At 41.1% G+C, this 22,948-nt stretch carries 18 protein-coding genes; 8 read left to right on the top strand and 10 right to left on the bottom strand.

Translation table 11 applies throughout. The annotated features are described in order from the left end of the window. Positions 1–54: 54 nt before the first annotated feature. On the bottom strand, positions 55–879 hold the full coding sequence (locus DRZ93_RS00825) for a hypothetical protein (RefSeq protein WP_113745524.1): 825 nt from the start codon (positions 877–879) through the stop codon (positions 55–57). A gap of 459 nt (positions 880–1,338) precedes the next feature. Between DRZ93_RS00825 and DRZ93_RS00820 the strand changes: the two genes are divergently transcribed. The 3 genes from DRZ93_RS00820 to DRZ93_RS00810 are packed head-to-tail and all read left to right on the top strand — an operon-like array spanning position 1,339 to position 4,982. Continuing rightward, the gene (locus DRZ93_RS00820; RefSeq protein WP_172457978.1) at positions 1,339–2,313 is read left to right on the top strand and encodes an ATP-dependent zinc protease family protein; all 975 of its coding nucleotides are present in this window, start codon (positions 1,339–1,341) and stop codon (positions 2,311–2,313) included. A gap of 11 nt (positions 2,314–2,324) precedes the next feature. Continuing rightward, a complete protein-coding gene (locus DRZ93_RS00815) occupies positions 2,325–3,995 on the top strand; it encodes an inactive transglutaminase family protein (RefSeq protein WP_113745522.1) in 1,671 nt (556 codons plus the stop codon). Next, entirely contained in the window at positions 3,996–4,982 is a 987-nt protein-coding gene (locus tag DRZ93_RS00810; protein WP_113744270.1) for an alpha-L-glutamate ligase-like protein, read from the top strand. It abuts the gene before it with no gap. A gap of 146 nt (positions 4,983–5,128) precedes the next feature. On the opposite strand, the gene DRZ93_RS00805 is transcribed toward DRZ93_RS00810, so the two are convergent. From DRZ93_RS00805 to fabB, 5 genes are all read right to left on the bottom strand, one after another. Next, positions 5,129–6,958 carry an AAA family ATPase gene (locus tag DRZ93_RS00805; protein WP_113745521.1) on the bottom strand — a complete coding sequence of 610 codons (1,830 nt, stop codon included), beginning with the start codon at positions 6,956–6,958 and terminating at the stop codon, positions 5,129–5,131. 599 nt (positions 6,959–7,557) lie between these two features. After that, complete coding sequence (locus tag DRZ93_RS00800) at positions 7,558–8,307, bottom strand: copper homeostasis protein CutC (protein WP_113745520.1); 750 nt, start codon at positions 8,305–8,307, stop codon at positions 7,558–7,560. Beyond that, positions 8,307–9,263 carry an NAD(P)-dependent oxidoreductase gene (locus DRZ93_RS00795; protein WP_113745519.1) on the bottom strand — a complete coding sequence of 319 codons (957 nt, stop codon included), beginning with the start codon at positions 9,261–9,263 and terminating at the stop codon, positions 8,307–8,309. Before DRZ93_RS00795 ends, DRZ93_RS00800 begins: the two co-directional genes overlap by 1 nt. A gap of 20 nt (positions 9,264–9,283) precedes the next feature. Further along, positions 9,284–10,012 (bottom strand): RNA pseudouridine synthase, encoded by a 729-nt coding sequence (locus DRZ93_RS00790; RefSeq protein WP_113745518.1) that lies wholly within the window; start codon positions 10,010–10,012, stop codon positions 9,284–9,286. Next, on the bottom strand, positions 10,005–11,216 hold the full coding sequence (gene fabB / locus DRZ93_RS00785) for a beta-ketoacyl-ACP synthase I (protein WP_113746071.1): 1,212 nt from the start codon (positions 11,214–11,216) through the stop codon (positions 10,005–10,007). The genes DRZ93_RS00790 and fabB overlap by 8 nt, the downstream gene beginning before the upstream one ends. A 1,302-nt stretch (positions 11,217–12,518) precedes the next feature. On the opposite strand from fabB, the gene infA reads away from it, so the two are divergent. Then, positions 12,519–12,737 (top strand): translation initiation factor IF-1, encoded by a 219-nt coding sequence (gene infA, locus DRZ93_RS00775; RefSeq protein WP_113744264.1) that lies wholly within the window; start codon positions 12,519–12,521, stop codon positions 12,735–12,737. A 463-nt stretch (positions 12,738–13,200) separates the two neighbouring features. Here the strand turns inward: infA and DRZ93_RS00770 are convergent, their stop codons facing one another. Next, entirely contained in the window at positions 13,201–15,405 is a 2,205-nt protein-coding gene (locus DRZ93_RS00770; RefSeq protein WP_113745516.1) for an IS1634 family transposase, read from the bottom strand. 273 nt (positions 15,406–15,678) lie between these two features. Further along, positions 15,679–17,178: an OFA family MFS transporter gene (locus DRZ93_RS00765; RefSeq protein ID WP_245933757.1), complete on the bottom strand. Its 1,500-nt coding sequence runs from the start codon at positions 17,176–17,178 to the stop codon at positions 15,679–15,681. Positions 17,179–17,400: 222 nt separating this feature from the next. On the opposite strand from DRZ93_RS00765, the gene DRZ93_RS00760 reads away from it, so the two are divergent. Then, positions 17,401–18,297 carry a CBASS cGAMP-activated phospholipase gene (locus DRZ93_RS00760; protein WP_113744260.1) on the top strand — a complete coding sequence of 299 codons (897 nt, stop codon included), beginning with the start codon at positions 17,401–17,403 and terminating at the stop codon, positions 18,295–18,297. A gap of 46 nt (positions 18,298–18,343) precedes the next feature. Here the strand turns inward: DRZ93_RS00760 and DRZ93_RS00755 are convergent, their stop codons facing one another. Next, positions 18,344–19,144 carry a M48 family metallopeptidase gene (locus DRZ93_RS00755; protein ID WP_113744259.1) on the bottom strand — a complete coding sequence of 267 codons (801 nt, stop codon included), beginning with the start codon at positions 19,142–19,144 and terminating at the stop codon, positions 18,344–18,346. A gap of 35 nt (positions 19,145–19,179) precedes the next feature. Further along, positions 19,180–20,433 (bottom strand): NADP-dependent isocitrate dehydrogenase, encoded by a 1,254-nt coding sequence (gene icd, locus DRZ93_RS00750; protein WP_113744258.1) that lies wholly within the window; start codon positions 20,431–20,433, stop codon positions 19,180–19,182. A 253-nt stretch (positions 20,434–20,686) separates the two neighbouring features. On the opposite strand from icd, the gene DRZ93_RS00745 reads away from it, so the two are divergent. The 3 genes from DRZ93_RS00745 to DRZ93_RS00735 are packed head-to-tail and all read left to right on the top strand — an operon-like array spanning position 20,687 to position 22,948. Further along, positions 20,687–21,154 carry an NUDIX domain-containing protein gene (locus DRZ93_RS00745; protein WP_113744257.1) on the top strand — a complete coding sequence of 156 codons (468 nt, stop codon included), beginning with the start codon at positions 20,687–20,689 and terminating at the stop codon, positions 21,152–21,154. 1 nt (position 21,155) lies between these two features. Then, positions 21,156–22,277 carry a tRNA 2-thiouridine(34) synthase MnmA gene (mnmA, locus tag DRZ93_RS00740; protein WP_113744256.1) on the top strand — a complete coding sequence of 374 codons (1,122 nt, stop codon included), beginning with the start codon at positions 21,156–21,158 and terminating at the stop codon, positions 22,275–22,277. A 2-nt stretch (positions 22,278–22,279) separates the two neighbouring features. Next, positions 22,280–22,948, top strand: coding sequence for a DUF489 family protein (locus DRZ93_RS00735; protein ID WP_113745514.1), 669 nt, complete (start codon positions 22,280–22,282; stop codon positions 22,946–22,948).

Raw genomic sequence — 22,948 nt, 5'->3', positions numbered from 1 at the left:
CCTGCAGACAGTCTCAGGCTCATTGAATAGTTGCGTTGTGTTATTATGAAGAGATTAGAAAGCTGCTCTTACGTTGACATAGGCTCCGGCTGATGGATCAACCTCAATGCTTCTTAACTCATTGCCGTTTTTATCGTAAACAGTGTACTCGTGATTGAAGTAGGTATTGAGACCTGCATCAATGGTAAGCATCTTAAGAGGAGTGATGCTGACGCCAAAGCTTGTACCTACGCTCTCATCAAAGATATAGCCTTCACGTGAGATATTGCTGCTGTCAGATAACTGATAGAGCTCCTGATGCACAAGCATGGTGGCATTTAAAGCCAGGAACTGGCTGAATCTGTAGGTGGCCTTGGTGGCTGGATAGGCTATAGAGCCTGAGAAACCAAGAGCACCATCATCGCGGTACTTGACACCAATGATTGGCAGGAACTTGTTCTCTACCTCGTTAAACTGAGTTGCAACACCTGCAAAACCTTCCCAGTCCTGGTTGAATTTGTAGCCAAAGGCAATACGTGGGGAGATTGAATAATTCTCAGACAGATTGCAGTCATCCTCAAAGCCTGAGCTTAAACCTATACCTGCATGATAGGTGAAGTTGCCGGCAATAGCACCGCCATAGTGAATATCAGCATACAGATAGTTCAATGAATCAAGATTGTATCTGCCATCTGACCAGTCAAATTCTGTTTTCTTATAGCCTAGTGTTAAAAACTCATTGCCGCCGAAGATGCGATATGAAGAGATCTCAACATCCTGATTGCTGTCTTTTAAGTCAGCCTTGCCATCATAAGAACCTGTAGCATTGATATAAAAGGCATTGGCACTAAATGATACAAGTGCAGCTGCTGCAAAAACTGAGCTTTTTACAAAATTCATAATATAATCCTAACTGAAATAAAAAATATGTGGCTATTGTCTGCCTTTTAAATTCTCTTTACAATACATTTACATACACACTGTATAGTAAAGTTTTAATTTATTGATATTTAAGAATATTTAATTTAAACACACTAAGTGTCTACTAATTTTTATACTGTATAGTCAAGAGCGGTATTTTTGCCTTATCTTTCCTAATTATCCTATACTTCACTAATGACCCTTTTTTAGTCAATATATAAAAATACTCTTCAATTTGTAGCAAAAGTGCCTATATATCCAAACCGCAGAGTCAATTAATTGCAAATTTAATGTGATTTGCTTAGTAAAAACATATAAAAAATATTATAATTGTCTGAATTTTTGACTCATGTTAAAACAAGCATTCTATGCGTCATTCATATCAGGTCTTATGCATAGAATTTATAAATATCTAACAACTTTCAAATGAGGATACAAATGCGCAAGAGTTCCATATCACTGCTGCTTGCCTGCACCCTTCTCTCCTTAAGTGCCCATGGCAATGACAACAATTCTGTAATTGAACTTAAAGGTACAGTACAGAGCATCAACGAGGAGCTGTCCTCACAGCGCGCCAGTATTGGAAAAATCAATTCCAATCTTGATTATCTAGAGCGCGAGAACTCAAGCTTTCAGCGTAATGTTCTCAATGAGCTTAAAGCCCTAAGACGTCAGAATCAGTCTTTAGTTGACTCTTTATTTTCAAACGGCGGCTCAAATAACGCCAAGGGAAATGTTATGGATGTCAAACCTGTAAGAAATTATGACCTGCAGACACCAGATGGCAAGATGTACTTTGGAGAAGATGAGTTTATCTATATCAAAGAGGCCAATGCCATGTTTGACTGCCGTATCGATACCGGTGCCGCTGTATCATCAATCAGCGCTACCAATATCACCGAGTTTGAAAGAAAGGGCAAGAAATGGTATCGCTTTACCATGGAGGTCAATGACAGAACCTTGGAGCTTGAGGCCCCTTTTGTACGTTACTCAACTATAAGACAGTCAAGCAAGTCAACCACCACAGAACGTCCTGTAGTCAGCCTCAATGTCAAAATAGGCGATTACTCCAATACCTCTGAGTTTACCTTGGCAGACAGACGCAAATTAAACTATCCTGTACTCATTGGCCGTACTTTAATTCAGGATATTGCTGTAGTTGATGTATCACGCAATCACGTACAGCAGGATAAAAACTCTGACATTCTGCTGATTCTAAGCCGTGATAATTACAATGAACTCAAGAAAAAAGGCATAAATCCAAATGAGGAATTTGAAAGAAAGAACAAGAATCAGGCAGGACAGATAGCCTATCCATCAAAAGATTATGGCTCAAATCTTGGCACTGATGCCGACCTTTCTTTGCCTGAGGTCAGAGAAAAAATTTCCAGCAAGCAGAACGCAAAACAGTAAAGAGGTAGAACATGGTTTCACGTGGCGTTTTTTATGTAGTAACAGCCATTTTATTTTTAGTAGGTCTACTTCTTATGATCTACCAGCATCTGACCTTTGAGGTGCCTTTCTTCCCAGGCTCTCAGCGTCAGGTATGGACTGTAGAGGCCAAAATTGAATTTGAGCCTAACAATTCATCTGCAAAAGTTGATTTTGCCCTGCCTGCCATTCAGCCGGGCTTTACACAGCTTAAACAGACTACAGCCTCTGTAGGCTTTGGCACATCATATATTCAAAGAAATAATGAATCATATGTGCAGTGGACCAAAAGAAGTCCATTAGGCCTGCAGACTTTATATTACAGAGCTGAGTTTTTACGCGATCCTGATGCCCAGAACTCATCAATGACAGTGCCTGAGCTCTCTCAGAACGTTGAGGCTGAACCTTATGCCACTGCTATGGGTGAGATTGCCGATGCTGCGCACAAAAAGTCATCCGATCCTTTCTCCTTTACTGTACAGGTTATAAATGAGCTTGACCGTCAGAAGGAGATAGCACAGCTGCTTATGTCAAAATATGACAGAGCCACACTGCTTGTACATATTCTTGATCTGGCCAAGATCCCGTCACGTACAGTAAGCGTTCTTGATCTTGAAGATGGACGTCGCAACCGTATTTTAACCTCACGTGTGGCTGTCTTTGACGGTACCCACTATGAGATTTTTGATCCTAAGTCAGGGGCCAGCGGCATACGCGAAAACCAGCTTATATGGACTGATCACTCAGGCTCACTTTTAGATATTCAGGGTGGCAGCAACGGCCGTGTCAGATTCTCAATTATTGAAAATCAGGTACCTGTTGTAAAGGCCGGCCTTTTAAAGGCAGCCTCTGAAAAGGCCTCAGGCGAGGATATTGTCTCCCTCTCCATTGCTACACTGCCAATTGAAGAGCAGTCACTGTTCAAAGGCATTCTGCTTTTGCCAATTGGTGTGCTTATTGTAGTATTCCTGCGCGTTATTATCGGTATCAAGACCTCAGGTACCTTCATGCCTGTGCTTATTGCCATGGCCTTCTTGCAGACCTCACTTACTGTAGGTCTTATAGGCTTTGTCTCTATTGTCTGTATCGGTCTTGTAGTCAGATCGTGGCTGTCGCATTTAAACCTCCTGCTTGTTGCCAGAATCTCGGCTGTGATTATCACGGTTATTGCCATTATCGGTGCCATCTCTCTTATTACCTATAAGATTGGTCTTACCGAGGGTATCAAGGTTACCTTCTTCCCTATGATCATTCTGTCATGGACCATTGAGAGAATGTCAATTCTGTGGGAGGAAGAAGGCTACAAGGAAGTTATCAAGCAAGGTGGCGGTTCTCTCTTTGTGGCAGTATGTGCCTTCTTAGCCATGAACAGCCTGTTTATACAGCACATTACCTTCAACTTCCTGGGTCTGCAGCTGGTTATTTTAGCTCTGGTTCTTACCATGGGTAACTACACAGGCTTCAGACTTACCGAGCTCAAGCGCTTCAAGCCACTTGTAGCTCAGATGAAGGGCAATTTAAACGGTGATGAAACTGTCAGTGAATCTGTAAGACTCAAGCAGGAAAGATCACAGTTAAAATCAAATCCTCATGAGACTATGGCCAAATGGTCAGAGGCTGCTAAAAAAGATGAGGACAAAGGCTCTGAACAAGAGGGCAAATAGATGAACCTGAACTTTATTGACAGGATAAGGCAAAATTATGCCAATCCGCTTGATTTGTTCTCATATGGCATTATGGGCATGAATCAGCGTAATGTAAGCTATATTGGCAGATACAATAAAAGAAGGCTTTATCCTTTAGTTGACAACAAGCTCAAGACCAAGCAGATGGCTATTGCCCATGGTGTAACCACCCCTACTTTGCTTGGAGCTGTTAAAAATCAGGTTGATGCTCAGAATATTCTTGAGATCCTGGGCGATCACAGTGAGTTCTGCATCAAGCCGGCACAGGGCTCTGGCGGCAAGGGCATTCTGGTTATTACAGGCCGTAACGGCAAGTACTTTACCAAGGCCTCAGGTCAGGAGATAAATATCCATGATCTGCGCCGTCATGTATCCAATATTTTGGCAGGTCTGTTCTCACTTGGAGGCAAGCAGGATATTGCCCTTATTGAGGATCTTATACACTTTGATCAGGTATTCTCAGGCTATAGCTATGAGGGTGTACCTGATACCCGTGTTATTGTCTTTCAGGGCTTTCCTGTAATGGCCATGATGCGTCTGTCAACAGCAGCCTCAGATGGCAAGGCCAATCTGCATCAGGGTGCTGTAGGTGTGGGTATCTGCATAGGTACAGGCCGTGCTGTGCGTGCCGTGCAGCACAATGATGTGATTGAATTCCATCCTGATACTGACAAAGATCTCTACAAGCTGCAGGTACCGCACTGGGATAAGGTTTTATCCCTGGCAGCCTCCTGCTATAACATGTCAGGCCTTGGCTATATAGGTACTGACATTGTGCTTGACCGAGATAAAGGCCCTATGCTGCTTGAGCTTAATGCAAGACCTGGTCTTGCCATTCAGACAGCCAACAATGCAGGCCTCCTGCCACGCCTGCGTCTTATTGAGGCTCTGCCAAAAAGACAGTCTATGTCACTTGAGCAGAGAGTTGCCTTCTCCAAACAGCACTTTGGCGTGTTTAAAAGCTAAGTGCCCATAAACTCTGAGCACCGTATTGTGCGGTGCTCAGCATCATAAAGTAAGATACCAAAGACTCTGTAGATTATAACTAAAATCACCTTATGCTTAAGTTATAATATTGTGGCACCTTATAACTGTCATACATACCACCCTTCTTATTCAGATCTGCCCTGCTTTGCAATATTGCCCAAAGATGCTATCTCACAGTATTTTCTACAAAAGCCAATGCCTATGCCATATACATGTGTATATTGCGTATCAAAAAGATCTACATATCTTTTTTCAATTATCTGCTCAGTAGCCTGCTGTGCCGCCTTATAACATTGTTCTTCATTTGTGGCACGCTTAAACTCAAGAATTACAGCTCTTTTGTGCATAAAATCTTTAAGCACGATATCGCTATAGCCAAGACCACTTTCACTCTCATCTAACATAGTAATACCACAATCGGTTACAGCCTCTATCAAAAGACCCTGCATAAAACCATGATAGTATTGCTCATGACCTGAATGTCTAATGCTTATATAGGTTTTTAATACTGTATTGATAATATCCTGAGCCTTGGCAATATCATTACACAGTAATGCATCTAAAAGATTATAACCTTGTGCACTCCAGGTTGCATCGTCCTCTGAATATAAAACACCAAGCCTGTTTTCAAAGGCCTTTCTTACCTCATAATTTGGTATTTTAACTCTGACATTGCCTCTTAGTGCTGAGTCATCAGCTAAGGTAACATAACCTGTCTGCAGCAGCATAGTGCTAAAGGCATTAAATTTCAGACCACTTTTAATATCAGGATAAACAGTAAATTCAGATAGCTCTATGTCAATTGATTTGCCATCCATTAAGTCCTGTAATTTATCAATATTACCTTGCTTTTTAGCCTCAATTGAGTTTTTTGTGTACAGAGTGATAATGTCATTGCCAGAGGTGTTGACCCAATAGGCCTCAGGCTCCTCGCTACCATCAGTTACTGATAAACAGTACTCCATTAAAGACCACGGGCAGTAGACATTCTCATGGCCAAATCTATAACCGTTATACCACTTTTTAATCTCATCTCGTTTTGACTCTACCCCAAAGTCACATAGAATTTTATCAGTCTCATCCTGTGTAAAGCCAAAGAACGAGGAATAGAGCTTAGAGTTAATATTAAAGGTGGTAAAGTTATTAGCATCAGTAAAGACACTTTGATGGGCAATTTTTAAGCAGCCTGTAATAATGCCCTTATACAGCCAGGCATCAGGATCTTGTTTAAAGGTATTAACACTTATATCACGTATTATGCCAAGCATTTTATTATAGTAAGGCTTCTCAGCTACAACAGCCTTTTGCAATGGGACATCATACTCATCTATAAGGATTAAAACTTGTCTGCCAAACTCTGTATAGAGCATATCAGCTAGTGTTGGTATGAAGGTTCCACAATAGGATATTGCCTTATCAAGCAAAGCATCATTTTTTAATTCACCTTTGTGTTTGAAACAAAAATTGTAAATACTTAAAAAAAGATCTTTTTGCGCCTGAGGAATTTTTTTACTATCAGCAAGAAACAGAAAATATTTATACAGCAGTGCTATCTTAGTAATAATTTTATCAACAGCATGATGAAAACATAGGCCCTCAACACCTCTAAAGGAGACATAGATAACAGGCAGCTGTCCCATAACCTTATCACGCAGCTCTTTGTACTCATCCTGAGCTACAGCAAGATTACGGCCATTGTCTATAAAGAGCTTTTGCTGATAGGTGGTATCGCCTGGGTTTTTATAGTCAAGCTCACAAAAGGCCTTTATCATGGACATATTTAAAGTTTTTCCAAAGCGACGGGGTCTTGTAAATAAGGCATTTTCCACCCCTTTAGGACTGTAAAAGAGTGTTTTTAAGAATGAGGTTTTATCTACATAATAAGCATTAGACTCAATAAGCTTTTCAAAGCTCTCACAGCCTGGCAATACAGATATCATGTCATTTATGTCCATAATAAAAACCTTTAATGTTCCTAAAAATATGTGGTGCTTTGTATTGTACTTTTATGACTTTTAGTGCATCCATATCAGTACTATATTCCTATGATACAAGTATTCTTTATAAATTAGAATACAGATGTCTATGCTTTAAAAACCAGATCATAGGAGCCTATCACTTACACTATAAGTTTTAATTTGTTTCAAGCGCGTAAGGTTTGACATATAGGCTTTAATTAACATGTAGGATGCTAAAAAAATCGTAATCCTTTGTAGGACTCTTAGAGCTTGTGCATATGCATGCTTAAGTATTCAATTAGGTTGTATTGGAAAAATATAAATCCTGTCCCTGTTTTTTGATGCGAAGGCTCTATATCTTACACCTGTAGAGGTCTTGGCAGCTCAAGTACGATACAACCATACTTGTCTATTTTCTGCCGGTAATAGTTAATGACTCTAATGACTTAAGATAAGGCTGCCTTACTCTGTCATATTGAGCCTAAAAAACATGATCTCATTGCCCCTCTCCTTATATCTGTAGGTGTTGGACCAAAGGATCATGTGTATCTTAGGCATAAAAAGCTTTATTTAAAAGATAATGACAAATGTCTACCTTAATTTAAAGCGCCCATTACATCCTTTATAATCTGCACCGAGCTTACATCCCTTGCATATTCATCTATGACCACATGGGATGAAGACATGGACAGCTCCTCATTTTTAAAGTTCATCGCAGATAGAACTTTGCTTTTGCCAGAGAGATGAAATTCATTTAAACCTGAGCTGTTTCTTATAAAGGCAATATTGCCTTTATTGATACCGGCTCCTGCCATAAAGACAAGAGAGCTGCCTGCATACTCTGCAAAATTTTTAAGATTGATGGCACCTTCAAGTGCATTAGGCTTCTGTCCTGAGCTTAAAACTCTGTTGACACCAAGATCCTTTAGCACATCAATGGCAGCATAGGCATCTTTGCACATATCAAAGGCCCGATGACAGGTTACAGACAGATCAGAGGCGCTTTTTATCATGCGCTCCATGGCCTTGACATCAAGACTGCCATCCTCTTTAAGGGCTCCTATAACCACACCGTCAACCCCAAGATCACGGGCTGTGGCTATATCATCACACATAATGGCAATTTCATCTTCACTGTAAAGAAAATCACCACCGCGTGGACGAATCAGCACATGCACCACAAGAGATGAAGAGACCAGCTCCACTGTTCTTTTTATAGTGCCATAGGATGGTGTGATGCCACCTTCAACCAGATCAGAGCACAGCTCAATACGTGCAGCTCCTGCCTGCATGGCATTGATAGCACTGTCAATGCCATTGGCGCAGATCTCAAAGGTATAGCTCATTAAACTACACGCCTTAATGTTTTGCCGTTATATACAGCTTCCATATTGTCCACAAGCTGCTGTACCAGCACTACAAGACTTGCATGCGAACACCAGCCCTGATGTGGAGTCAGGATAAAGTTGTCATTACCTAAAATCTTATTGTATGGGTGATTTTCTGGCAGTGGCTCTGCTGAAACCACATCACTTGCAGCACCTGCAATCTTGCCAGAGAGTATAGCCTCAACCAGATCCTCTTCATTGACAACACCGCCTCTGGCATTGTTGACAAGAATAAGATTGCGTTTGACGCGCTCAAAATCCTCAGCTGCAATCAAGTTTGCAGTATCAGCTGTAAGAGGGCAGTTTACAGAGATAAAATCGGCACTTTCAATGGCCTTGTCAAACTCGGTATAACCCTCACGTACACTGGCAGCACCCTTTCTTTCAGCCTTTAGAGTATTCATGCCAAAAGCTTTGGCAAGCTCAATAATTCTGCTGCCAATAGCACCTGCGCCAATTACAGTTAAAGTGGCACCTTTAAGATCAACAATTGGACCTGGCATCATAAAGAAAATCGGGGATTTGGACCAGGCACCTGAGGCTATTGTATCTTTGGTCTTTAGCATGGAGCGTGAGAGCATAAGCATCATTGTTATAGTATGCTCGGCTACAGACTCAGTGCTATAATCCTGAATATTGGTTACAGCAATGCCATGCTCCTTGCAGTAGGCTACATCTACATTGTTATAACCTGTGGCCATAACTGCAACATGCTTGAGCTTTGGCAGCTGTGAAAGCACCTGACTGTCAAGACGGCACTTTGAGGTGGCTACAATGGTAGCATCTAAGGCGCGTGATACAAGATCCTCATACTTTGAGTTTGGATATTCAACCCACTCATGCTCAAAGGATGGTCTTTTTAAAGGATAGGCCTCAGGAATGGCCAGAGCATCTAAAACAACAATCTTTTCCATTTTTACTCCCTATTTTGATTTTATGCAAAAAGCTTTTCAATTTCCTCGGCGCTAAGAGCGCGGTATTCACCCTCTTGAAGATCCTCATCAAGGCTTAGTGCACCAATAGCCACACGCTTTAACTCAAGCACATTAAGTCCTACACACTCAAAAAGACGCTTAACCTCATGAAATCGTCCCTCTGTTACAGTTACACGGCCTAATCTTGGCTCCAGAATCTCAAGAATGGCGCTTTTATAGCAGCGTGACTCTTCTTTATGCTTAAGCCCTGAGGCAAAAGCCTTGATGGCTGAGAGTGGGATGTCATCATCAGTAACAGCAAGATAAACCTTTGGAATATCCTTTTTAGGCGAGGTTATTTCATGAATAAGATTGCCATCATCGCTGACAATTAAAAGGCCTGTGGTATCTATATCAAGGCGCCCTGCGCAGTGCAGGCTCTCATAGCGCGGCTCGGCATTGAACAAAGATACAGCTACAAGATGTCTTTTATCTCTGTCAGCACAGACATAGTCACTAGGCTTGTTGAGCATAAAGACACGGGGGGCAAAACCCTCTGCAACTTCTGCTTCATATTCATCATCAAGGCAGAGTTTTTGCTCTAAAGAAATTTTAAAGGCAGGATCACAGATGATTTTATCATCTACACTGACTCTGCCGTTTTTAATAAGAGAAAAGGCCTGATTGCGTGTCACATCAAATACATGGGCAACACACTTATCAAGCCTTGCTTTTTTCTTTTTATCCATAACGTCTTAAAATCAGACTGGCATTGGTTCCGCCAAAGCCAAAGCTGTTGGACAGAACAGTATTTAACTCCACATCACGTTTTGAAGTTACAATATCAAAATTGGCGGCAAAATCATCAAGCCTGTCAACATTGATAGATGGGGCAATAAAGTTGTTCTGCATCATTAACAGACAGTAGATAGCCTCGTTGACACCGGCTGCACCCAGGGCATGACCTGTCATTGACTTTGTTGATGAAATTGGTGGGCACTTGTCACCAAAGACCTCACGTATGGCCTCAAGCTCCTTGTTGTCACCAAGCACAGTAGATGTGCCGTGAGTATTAATATAATCAATAGGACCGTCAATATCTCTTAAAGCCTGACGCATGCAGCGTACAGCACCCTCGCCTGATGGGGCCACCATGTCAGCACCATCTGAGCTTGCGCCATAGCCTACAACCTCGGCAATAATATTGGCACCGCGGGCCTTGGCATGCTCTTCTGACTCAATAACCACAATGCCGCCGCCGGCACCGATGACAAAGCCATCACGATCTGCATCATAAGGTCTTGAAGCCTTCTGCGGAGTATCGTTGTAACCTGTTGAGAGGGCACCCATGGCATCAAATAATGAGGCAATGGTCCAGTCAGCTGCCTCACCGCCGCCTGCAAAGATAATATCGTGGCGACCTAGGGCAATCTCATCACATGCAACCTCTATACAGTGGGCTGAGGTCGCACAGGCTGAACTTACAGAGTATGACACACCCTTGATTTTAAAAGGTGTGGCAAGACATGCTGATGTAGTTGAGCTCATGGTCTTGGTTACAGCATATGGGCCAATACGCTTGACACCCTTTTCACGCAGAATGTCTGCAGAGCCTACAGTGGTCTTGGTGGAACCACCGCCTGAACCTACAATAAGACCTGTTCTTTCATTTGATACATCGCTTTGCTCAAGACCTGCATGCTCAATGGCCTCTTTCATGGCCACATAGGAGTAGGCTGCTGCCTCACCCATGAAACGCAAATCACGTCTTTCGATAACTTCCTGCAAATCAAGGTCAACCAGGCCGGCAACCTGTGAGCGCATTCCCATTTTGATAAAATCTGGCTCACTTACAATACCAGAACGGCCATTTTTAAGAGAGTCAAGTACGGCGTCTTTTCCAACACCAATACTAGACACAATACCATATCCAGTAATAACTGCTTTGCGCAAAGCCATCAGCAATCCTCCATCATCATTAAATTCTTTATGCATGTATCACGCTATACAAATATAATAAACTATAAATATCCAAGGCACAAAATAAAACTTATGCTATGCCATATAAAGCGTGACAGGTGCGTTTAAAAATCAGCACTTACTTATTAAAGCTGATTATAAATGATTTTTGTAAAAATAGCTGTTTATATTCATGCTCTTGCAAGAACCGTCAAAATTTAACCTTAAAAAATTTTCCGTTTTAATCTGGTTTTACAGGATTCGATAGTAAAATTCTACTTAACTTTTGCACTTTGGTCCGTTAAATCCGAACGCTTATCAAATATATTTTTTATACGGATATTTACTGTACGCATTAAAAGAAGGACAGGTATCTGTCTCCCCTAATAGTCAATTTAAATGCAGGGACATGGTCCTTCTTTGACACAGGTCATAACTTTTTTCTGCAGCTTCGACCCAGATCCCTTTTGTTGTGCCCCTTTTAGGGTCTTATCTTTCTTATATCAAAACTTTATGGCGTTTCTTTCACTTTTTAACATCAAATAAACATATCACCCCACTTTGATAACAGACATAAAAAAAGGGCACTAAAGCCCCTAAAAGCAAATATTTATCTTTAAAACCCTAACAATTCAAGGATCCACCAAACAAAAAACGATATACAAATACATGACGTTACAGGTACAATAATCCAATTAAAGACCTGCCAATGAAAGAAATTATAAATTTTATGTTTTAAAGTAAAAGTGTCGACCATGTAGCGGCATCTATAGGTTCCAATTACACCGATTTTATAGGCCCATTTAGTAAACTCAATATTAGCCTTTAATTCTGTACCTAGCTTATTGTATTCATCTGTACTTAATGATGTATAGTATTCTATGGGCTTATAATTCAAAGACGCCTCAAAGTCATATAAACTATAGGTCGGTATACTGTTGGTCCGTGGTTTATGTTTCATGAATTCAGATGTCATTTTTCGATCCCCCATGTGTAAAGGGCCGTAAAGCTCTTTATTATTGTTATACTATTCTGATTGTAACTTTTTTCAGTCCTATATTCACAGTCCCTGTGCACTTTTTTACTACTTATACAATACATAATCTAAATAGCTCTGATTTAGTTTTTTCATTCCACTGCTTTTTTAAATTTCTGATAAATGTGATCTAAAATAGGCACATATATGCGATATTTCTTGTTTTAATGGCGTGCAAATCTAGAGTATGCCCTCTTTTTTGTGTATAATAGCGCAGGTTTTTGTTTCCCATTTTGTAGGATTTTTTAAAAGCAGATTTTATGGCTAAAGAAGAAAGTATTGAGATGCAGGGTACTGTACTTGAAACCCTGCCAAACACAGCTTTTCGTGTAGAGCTTGAAAATGGTCACGTAGTTATTGCCCATATCTCTGGCAAGATGCGTAAAAACTACATCAGAATTTTAACCGGCGACAAAGTTACCGTGCAGATCACCCCATATGATCTGAGCAAAGGCCGTATCACCTTCAGAGCTCGCTAAACTACAAATTCAAATCACTGATTAAAGACAGGCAAACCAAATGAATAATATCCATGGTTTGCCCTCTTTTCATGCCCGCTATTTTTATAAAGCCACCCCCTGTTTAACCTGTACATCTTATATAAGTAAAAATAAGAGCTACCTGCAGCTGTCTGTAAAGAGCAGCAGAGAATGTAAAGCATATATAAAGGCGCCCTTTTTGCATATAAAATTATCCAGCCTATAGGCCTTATGCTAAAAAGCGCCATCTTGTATCCTGATCATATGACCTTTTCTCTGCCTGATGCGCACGTAAAAAAAAGGCCGCGTCTGCGACCTTTTTACTTATAAGTTTAAACACAAACTATAGGAGATTTATTACATATAAACCCGAGTTTAACAGTATTAAAAATTAAAAAACGCTATAAACGGCATATAAATCGCCATCATAGCGTTTTTATTTTGTGAATCTCTTTATTGCGAATTATGCCTGAGCCATATAAGATTGAATCTTGCAGTTGTCAGCACCGACTAGTTGTTCATAGCCACCAAAAACCTTTAGGCTTCTTGCTACATCCTTTGCATTCATAGCTCCAATCAATGAAGCCAAATTGACAGATTTCAGAATAATATCTATATGACTTTGCCCATTTTTTAATTTATTAATATATCTATCAATAGGAGTAAGCATAGGATCAAGAGGATCTATCTTTGTGTTTTCAATAGAATAAATGTTGTCGTGACATTGGGCATTAGTAAAATATCCATCAATACCATTAGAGCTATGAGCTACTATATTGGCGTTTCTTAAAGCACTGCTTATTTCATCTACACTAAGTTTATTGCCACTTTCTTCAATCTTGATTTGTAATATGCGCAATAAGATCAAAGCCATAACACAAATTGAGATATGTCCTGAAATATGCTCTTTATTTCTCACAAACATAGGTCTTATTGAAAAATTGCTTTTCATTACTCTAAAGCAATCCTCAATACGCACAAGCTTTTTGTAAGAGCTCAGAATATCAGCATCATTAAGCTCTTCTTTTATATCTTCAGGTTTTTTATAAACCATAGCACTAAAGCCGGCAAGACGCCTGCGCTTTTTAATTAGCTCTTCCTTTAATCCCTTTGCTATATACAGGCTTTCTTTTTTACCCTGTGCACTGTCTGCATCTGTAACTTTTACCTGTACTATAGAACGCCAGCCAGAGCTACATACGGGGGCCATATCTTTTTGGTCCTCAACAGCTTTGCGCGCTTTGATAATATCACTCTCAAGTTGTGCTATATCTCTTTTTTTACGAGACTCACTAAAGGTAAAGACAATCTGACATTCTACTTTTTCCTTACGCTTTTTACCTGTTGATGGGTCGGTAATATAACCGCTCTTTACATATGGAAGTTTACGGTAGTACAGATTATTAGCCCCGTATGTATTTATTTCTTTATCAATATAATCAAGATTTTCATCAAATATATCGATAAAGCTTACATCAGAAGCTCGTATATTGGTATCCTGTGCACAGGTCTTAGTGTATGATTTAAGATCTAGCATCTGAGATTCAAGTTCACTGCTAAGCGCAGTAACCTTTTGAGCTACAATAAAACCAAGTTTGTGATCTAAAAGATTTAAAAGGTTACCAAGTGAGTTTAGCCCTCTATCTGCAACAACGACTGCTGTTTTAATGTCATATTTACCCTTCATCTGCTCAATAAGAACAGGTAAAGTCTTATACTCTGAGGTATTTCCTGCAAAAATTTCAAAATCAATTGGTATGCCTTTATCATCAATGACTAAAGCTACAGAAATTAGTGGTAAGTCAAACCTATGCTCCTTCGATAAACCATGCATACGTACAAGTTGCTCACCATCATCTATGGCTTCATTGAACTTGGTTGTAAAGGCATCACTAAATTCCTGAGAATTAATGTACTCCTCAAACTCCTTAAGTGACATACCATCATTAAGTTTTTGAGCCTTGATATAGTTGATTACCTTACGCTCTAAAAGCTGTTTATCATCATATGGTGACTCAAAATAGCAGTTAGTGCAGTCATAGAAGACCATGGTCATCGAGCGATTGAAATTATCACAGATACGATTGTGTATATGGATAAAAATTTCATCCTTAAACTTATGGGCAAAGCCCAAAGCCCTGTATAGGTCGTGCAAGCCTATATCCTTAAGAGGCGAACATAAAAACTTTGTTTGATGATTAAAGGCCTTAAACTGAGATTTTGGATCAACCACCTTTAGAAAAGTCAGATAAGATAACACAGCATTTACATCAAACTGTACAGAGCTTTTACTGTTCTGAATATAGTAAATATGACGCTTTAATGTCAGTACGTTATCCCATAAAGGTTTTAAAGCCCAAAGCCCATAGTTAAGACTTATGGATACGGTCTTTCTTTGTAAATCTGCCTGGGTAATATCAATGCCTTTAATATGTTTCTCAACTAGATCTGCCCTTTGCTCTCTATATTTTAAAGTAGGGGTTTGATATTCCTTGCGTAATTTGGTTAAGGCATCAGGATCTTTCTCAAGAAGCTTATCTAATGGTCCAAGAGATTTAATAGTCTTCTGTTTTTGCTTTTTGACACCATTAACCTTTATAGATGTAACCTCAACAATGGAGACATATTGGACGCCTTTAGTTTTTTTAACGGCGACAATAGTAGACATAGCAAGACCCCCTATAAGCTTAACTATAGCACCATTATATATTGTATCTATAAAATTCGCAATAGTTTGCAATAATAGAATTCAATAAGTTTTTAGTCAAAAAAAATTGGCGATCCTCGATGGAAAGCCAATTGTATTAATTGTCGTGATTACAAACTGTCAAACTCGGGGACCTTTTCTCTGCCTGATGCGCACGTAAAAAAAAGGCCGCGTCTGCGACCTTTTTACTTATAAGTTTAAACACAAACTATAGGAGATTTATTACATATAAATCTATCTACTGCTATCTGATATGCTCTTTTCATTGGCATCTTTATCAGATAGCTTACTCCTTGGAGCATCAGTATCTTTTGTTGAGTCTTTTGCATCAGTCTTTAACTCCTGAGCCTTATCCTCTGTGTCAGCAGATTCCTTCAGATCTGATCTCTCATCTTTGTTATCAGATGCTACCTTGTCATCTAAAGAGCTATTGTCATCAGTTACATTTGTATCTGCTGCAGCATCATTGCTCATATCATCCTTTTTATCATCACCAATGATAACTGTATCTTTAACCACAGCTGATGCATTGTTAAGCTTGTTTTCAGAGACAAGCTTTTTATGACCCTTTTGCAGATCGGCTGGCAGCACCACCATAAGTGAAAGCACAATGGCAATAACCAACAGCACAGCAATAATGACAAAGGTAATAGTAAAGCTGCCAAGAGCAATGGCAATGATAGAGCCGCTCAATGAGCCTATACCAAAGCCTAAATATAAAAGTCCATAGTTTTTGGCAAAGTTCTTAAGACCAAAGAAGTCTGAAACTATTGACGGATAGATAGTCAGTGTACCGCCAAAGGAGAAGGCAATTAAAGCCACACAGATATAAAATACTGTCTTATCCACAGGCAGGAGCAGTAAGATCAGCATAGCTATGAGGGATAATACCTGATCAAAGGTAATAAGCCTGATACGCGGCAGCTTGTCTGAGAGCATTCCCATGATAAGACGGCCTAAAATATTGGACAGAGCCACTACAGATACGGCTGCGGCAGCATCATCAAAACTTAAGTTTACAAAATTGGTACCAATGTCTGAGACCACACCGATAACATACAGACCACACATACAGTCAATAAAGAACATGGCAGATAAAATCCAGTATTCCTTGGTTTTAATTGACTGTTTTAAATCAAAATCTCTTAAATGAACGACCTTCTTATTATCCTTGATGGAGTGAATTGAATCATAGATAAGCATGGCACCAAAGGCTGTGACAGTTGAGGCTACAATACCCCAGACTAAAAGTGCAGTCTCAATACCATAGGAGCTCATCATAAAGCTGTCTAACATCTTAAAGATAAGAGAGCCACCGCCATAGGCACCAATAGACAGCGCTGAAACAAGACCCTTGTTGTTTGGGAAAAAACGCACGCAGTTGGTTAAAACCAGCATATAGCCCATACCGTCACCAAGTCCTAAAAGCAGACCTGCTGTCAGATATAGAATAATGGTATTAGGCGCAAAGGCAGCCAGGCCACAGCCTGCTCCAACCAGACAGGCACTTAATATCACCACATTGGTAATACCTATTTTAAGCTTGAGCTGACCTGAGATAGAGCCGCCAATAGCCAGAGCCAGTGACATAACACCAAAGGTAAAAGCCACATTGCCAAGATCGGTATCAAACTTATCAGCAAGTGGACGGTTGAACAGTGACCAGGCATAAACAGAGCCTAATGCCAGCAGAGCCAGCAGTGAACCAATTAGAGTTTTATATTTTTGTGACACAGTTAACACCTTTAAAAATTTTCTCTCTAAGATAGTACAGTTTTATGCTATCGGCATTGTAAATTAAAAACTTTATTATATGCAAATTTTTTGCACTTTATATTAAAACACCCGCCCTTGTCCCATTTACGCCATCTTCTTGTGCACAGAGCCTGACTTTTGTATTACACTAAAAAGCTCTATAAGAGATAAACTGTTGTAAGTTAAGATTTAATTGATACCATGGCGCGTTTTTTCACCATACTCTCCATTGACGGCGGCGGCATTCGCGGTGTCTTTGCCTCACGCATACTGCACAATATAGAACAGGATCTTAAAACCCCTGTTGCTGCAAAGTTTGATATGCTAAGCGGCACCTCTACAGGATCTATAATTGCAGCCTGTCTGTCTCTTAACTACACATGCTGCGATATAGTCAATTTCTATCTAAGCGCCAGCCGCCATATTTTCAAAAGACGCCTTAAATTTACCCCAAAGCTTATAGAAAAGGCTCTGCACAGTCCCTATGACAACGACAGATTAAAGGTAGTGCTGCGCCATATCATGGGCAAAAAGCGTCTTTACGATGTACATATACCTCTTGTCATCCCTGCAACCAATATTAAAGACGGCTCGGCCTATATCTTCAGCTCCTTTGAAAACAGCCGTACACATAGAGTCTATGAGGCCGTCATGGCCTCCTGTGCCGCCCCTACCTTTTTTGACCCTGTAGTGATTGATGGCAAACTTTTAGCTGACGGCGGACTGCATGCCAACAATCCAAGTGCGCTGGCCCTTACTAAAAGTCTAAGTCAGTGCGGGGTTAAACTTGAGAATATAAAGATACTCTCTATTGGTACAGGACATTTTAACAAATGCTATGACCATGAAACTGTACGCTGGGGACTTATCAACGGCTGGAAGGTAAGAACACTTACAGAATTTGTAGCCTCGGTGCAGTCACAGACCACCTATGAAAGAGTACGCGAGCTATTGCCGCCAGGTCAGCTTTTGCGTATCAACTTTGAGCAGGATAATCTTATCTCACCTGATGATTTTTCAAAGATGGAAGATCTGGTAACTCTTGCCGATGAGATTTATGCAATAAAAAAAGCCGAGATTTTAGATTTTCTCGGCTAAATATAAAGCTATGACTGAGCTAATATAAAAAAGTAGAGATCAGACTCTATTTCTTCTCGCTCTTGCCCTCTTTTATAATCTTGGCCAGACGGTCAAGATTTGCAAGTCTGTCCTCATCTGAAGGATGGGTGCTTAAAATTGCAGGTGGTTTCTCACCGCCTATAGCTGCCATCTTCTTCCAGACAGAGACACCGGCATCAACGTTATAGCCTGCCTTGTGGGTCAGCTCAAGACCAATTTCATCTGCCTCGGTTTCATGTGATCTTGAAAACGGCAGCATCAGACCTAAATCAGCTAAAGTATCACTTATACCTATGATAGAGCTGTCCACAAAAATTGAGGCAATGCTCAGTGCTGAGTTTTTGAGCATCTGTGTACTCATCTGCTCACGTGAGTGCTCACGCAGGGCATGAGTTACCTCATGGCCAATAATGACGGCAATTTCATCATCAGTAAGCTTGAGCTGCTTTACAATACCTGTATAGACAGCAATCTTGCCGCCAGGCATACACCAGGCATTAAGCTCATCTGAATTTATGACATTAACCTCCCACTTCCAGTTGGCGCAGTCAGGTCTGAAAGATGGAGCCTGGGCAATAATGCGATCGGCAATCTTTTTAACCCTCCTGGTCATTTTCTTATCAGTGTTAAGAGCATTCTGTGCCTTGGCCTGACGCAGTACATCAGCATAGCCCTGCTCAGCCTTGGCATTGACCTCGGCTGAATCTACAAGCATAAGCTGTGATCTGTCATTGCCAGACACACCGCCTAATGTAGTGCTCTCGCATGAAGTTAAAGCCATGGCAATAGCTAAGCTCAGAGCTGTTTTCTTTAGCAGATTCTTCATAACTTAATATATCTCCTCATACTATGAGTTAAAAACTACATATTTTTTATTATTTCATCACCAAATTCATCGGTGCTTATCTGACAGGCCCCTTCCATGAGACCTGCAAAATCTGAAGTTACTCTCTTTGAGAGAATAGCCTTTTCCATACCAGAGACTATAAGATCTGAGGCCTCCTCCCAGCCCATATAGCGCAGCATAAGCTCAGCTGAGAGAATAATAGAACCAGGATTGGCCAGACCCTTGCCTGCTATGGTAGGTGCTGTACCATGGGTGGCCTCAAAGATGGCAACGCCTGTACCAATATTGGCTCCAGGGGCAATACCAATACCGCCAACCTCGGCAGCTAAGGCATCTGATACATAATCACCGTTTAAGTTCATGCAGGCTACTACATCATAATCCTGAGGATAGAGCAGAATATTCTGTAAGAAAGCGTCGGCAATCACATCTTTAATGACAATCTCACGTCCTGTCTTTGGATTGGTAAAGGTCATGACACCGCTGTTGTTGACCTTGGCGCCATACTCACGGGCTGCAAGCTCATAGCCCCACTTTTTAAAGGCACCTTCGGTAAACTTCATAATATTGCCCTTGTGGACAATGGTCAGTGACTTTCTGTCATGATCAATAGCGTACTCAAGAGCTGCGCGAATAAGTCTTTCTGTACCCTGACGTGACATAGGCTTGATACCAATACCGCACATATCGGTAAAGCGTATCTTTTTAACGCCCATCTTGTTTTCTAAAAACTCAATGACAGCCTTGGCCTCAGCTGAATCTGCCTCCCACTCAATACCGCAGTAGATGTCCTCGGCATTTTCTCTGAAAATTACGGCATCCACCTTCTCAGGGTGCAGCACAGGAGAAGGAACTCCTTTAAAGTAGCGTACAGGACGCAGACAGACATAAAGATCCAAGGTCTGACGCAGTGATACGTTAAGTGATCTCATGCCGCCGCCTACAGGTGTCATTAAAGGACCCTTGATAGCCACATGATAGTCTTTGATAAAATCATAGGTCTCATCAGGCATCCATACGCCCTCACCATAGACCTCAGTTGATCTGCCGCCGGCAAAGATCTCCATCCAGGCAATCTTTCTTTTACCGCCATAGGCTTTGTCTACAGCTGCATCCACAACTTTGCGCATGACAGGAGTAATGTCTGCGCCTATACCGTCACCGCGGATAAAAGGCACAATTGGATTATCAGGTACAATAAGTTTATTGTTGCTATCTACACTAATCTTGCTACCATCTGGGATCTGAACCTTGCTGACAAATGACATATTTGCTCCTCAAATTAAAATGCCTGCTTATCTCTTGTGAAAGTTGATTTAAGACGCGCATGTCTGCCTTGTATGCATGACGTGCCTTTGTAAATCTTGTCATATAATACACGTCTTACACTATTCAGGCCATAGTATATCAAGCTATTGCACTGAAGGCTTGCATCTGACATGCCTCATTAAGTTTTTAGTTGTATTTTGCTATAATGTTCAAATTATATTTTTTACATGTTGATTTTCAGGCTATATACATATGTCATCACGCTTTAAGCCATACCTTACTGTAGCTCTTATGATTGAGCACGAAGGCAGATTTCTTGTAGTTGAGGAAAAGGACGAATACGACAATTTGGTATTTGGTTTTCCTGCAGGTCATGTCGATGCCAAAGAGAGTATAGTGCAGGCCGCAATACGCGAAGGATTTGAAGAGACAGGTCGTCAGGTGGAGCTTGACCATCTTGTTGGTATCTATGATTATGTCAAGGATGATGAAACCATACTGCGCTTTTTATTTAAAGCCCACTTTAAAGATGCACACGATCTTATGTCCCTGACCCCTGCCGATCCTGACGGTGATATTCTTGCTATAAAGTGGTACTCAAAGGATGAGATGCTAGATCAAAAGGACAGCTGGCGTACCCGTCTTATAGGCTACAACCTTGATGATTATTTAAATGGCAAGAGCATAAGCCTGTCTCATTTGACCACAGTGGTGCCATAGTATGAGCCCAGATGCAAGCATTCCCTATAAGGATTTAAAAGGCGCCCATGTAGTGCTTGGACTCTCAGGCGGCGTTGACTCATCTGTAAGTGCCGCTTTATTAAAAGAGCATGGCCTTAAAGTCACAGCCCTGTTTATGAAAAACTGGGAGGAGGATGACACTGATACAGTATGTGCCGCAGCCAAGGACAGAGAGGATGCGCAATCTGTATGTGACAGACTTGGCATTGAGCTTAAGACCATAAACTTTGCAGCAGAATACTGGGATAATGTCTTTGAGATCTTTTTATCAGAGTACAAAAAAGGCCGTACTCCAAATCCTGATATTCTGTGCAACAAGGAAATCAAGTTCAAAGCCTTTTTACACTATGCCCTTAAGTATCTCAATGCCGACTTTATAGCCACAGGTCATTATGCCCGCCGCTCATTTGGGACAGATGATGCCTATCTGATGCGCGGTCTTGATAATCTCAAGGATCAGAGCTATTTTCTGCATGCCATAGGCCCTGGCATTTTAAACAAGGTGCTCTTTCCTGTAGGCGATATACAAAAAAGTCAGGTCAGAGACATAGCAGCCTCACTTGATCTTGTCACTGCCAAAAAGAAGGATTCAACCGGCATCTGCTTTATTGGTGAAAAGCGCTTTCATGAATTTCTTGAGCGCTATCTGCCTTCACAAAAAGGCCCTATTGTAACTGTTGAGGGCAAGGTTGTAGGCGAGCATGACGGTCTTATGTTTGCAACCATAGGACAGAGAAAAGGACTGCACATAGGCGGTATGAGCGATGGCAGCGGTGAGCCGTGGTACGTGGTTGACAAGGATCTTAAAAACAATGCCCTTATTATTGCACAGGGTCATGATCACAAATCACTGTACTCAAAAGGACTTTTTGCCTCTGATGACACCTGGATTGTAAGGCGCCCGCAACTGCCGTTTGAGTGCAGCTGCAAGATAAGATACAGACAACCTGATGTGCCATGCATTATCCATGAGCATGAAAACGGTCTTTATGTTGAATTTAAAGATCTGGTCTCATCTGTAGCCCCAGGTCAGTCTGTAGTCTTTTATGATGGTGACATCTGCCTTGGCGGTGCTGTCATTGATAAAGCTCACAAGGAGTAGCAATGAGCAACATCTTTAATGAAACACTTTCACTTGCAGCTTTGTTTCAATCATGTGCACAGATCCAGAGAATTGCAAGAACAGGTCAGGGCGATGAAAGCGCCATGGCCCCTGTAATACGCGGTCTTATTATTACCAATCCAAAAAGCTGCGAGGATATCTACAAGTCATCAACCCTGGCCCAGGGCTACAGGCAGATCCCTGCCTCCTTTGGCTTTGGCTCCAAGGAGAAAAGTCCTGATGTGCTTGAAATTACCACTATTGCCTTCAAACTCATCACGCTAGAGCAGGCCATAGAGAAGAATCAGCACTATTTTAATATGCTAGGACAGAACATTGACAAGGTGCGTCAGAGCATACTCTCGCGTCACAGCGACTATGAAAATGCATCAGACAGTGAGATTTTAAGTGAAGACTGCCTCAATGAGTTTTCATCACTCTATCAGTCCATTATAAGTCCAAACTTTCCAAAGCTTGTCATCTATGGTGCCCCTGAGCATTTAAAGGAGGACAGCAATCAGTCCAAAATAAGAGCTCTGCTTTTATCCGCCATCCGTGCCATAGTGCTCTGGCGTCAGCTCGGAGGCCGCCGCCGTTATCTTATTTTCAGACGCAATGCCATTATTCAGTGCGCCCGTGACACAGTTTCATCTTTACATAAATTCAACTGA

Source organism: Anaerobiospirillum thomasii (genome assembly GCF_900445255.1).
In the GTDB taxonomy this organism is placed as follows: domain Bacteria; phylum Pseudomonadota; class Gammaproteobacteria; order Enterobacterales; family Succinivibrionaceae; genus Anaerobiospirillum_A; species Anaerobiospirillum_A thomasii.
This window is presented reverse-complemented; position numbering and strand designations above follow the sequence as displayed.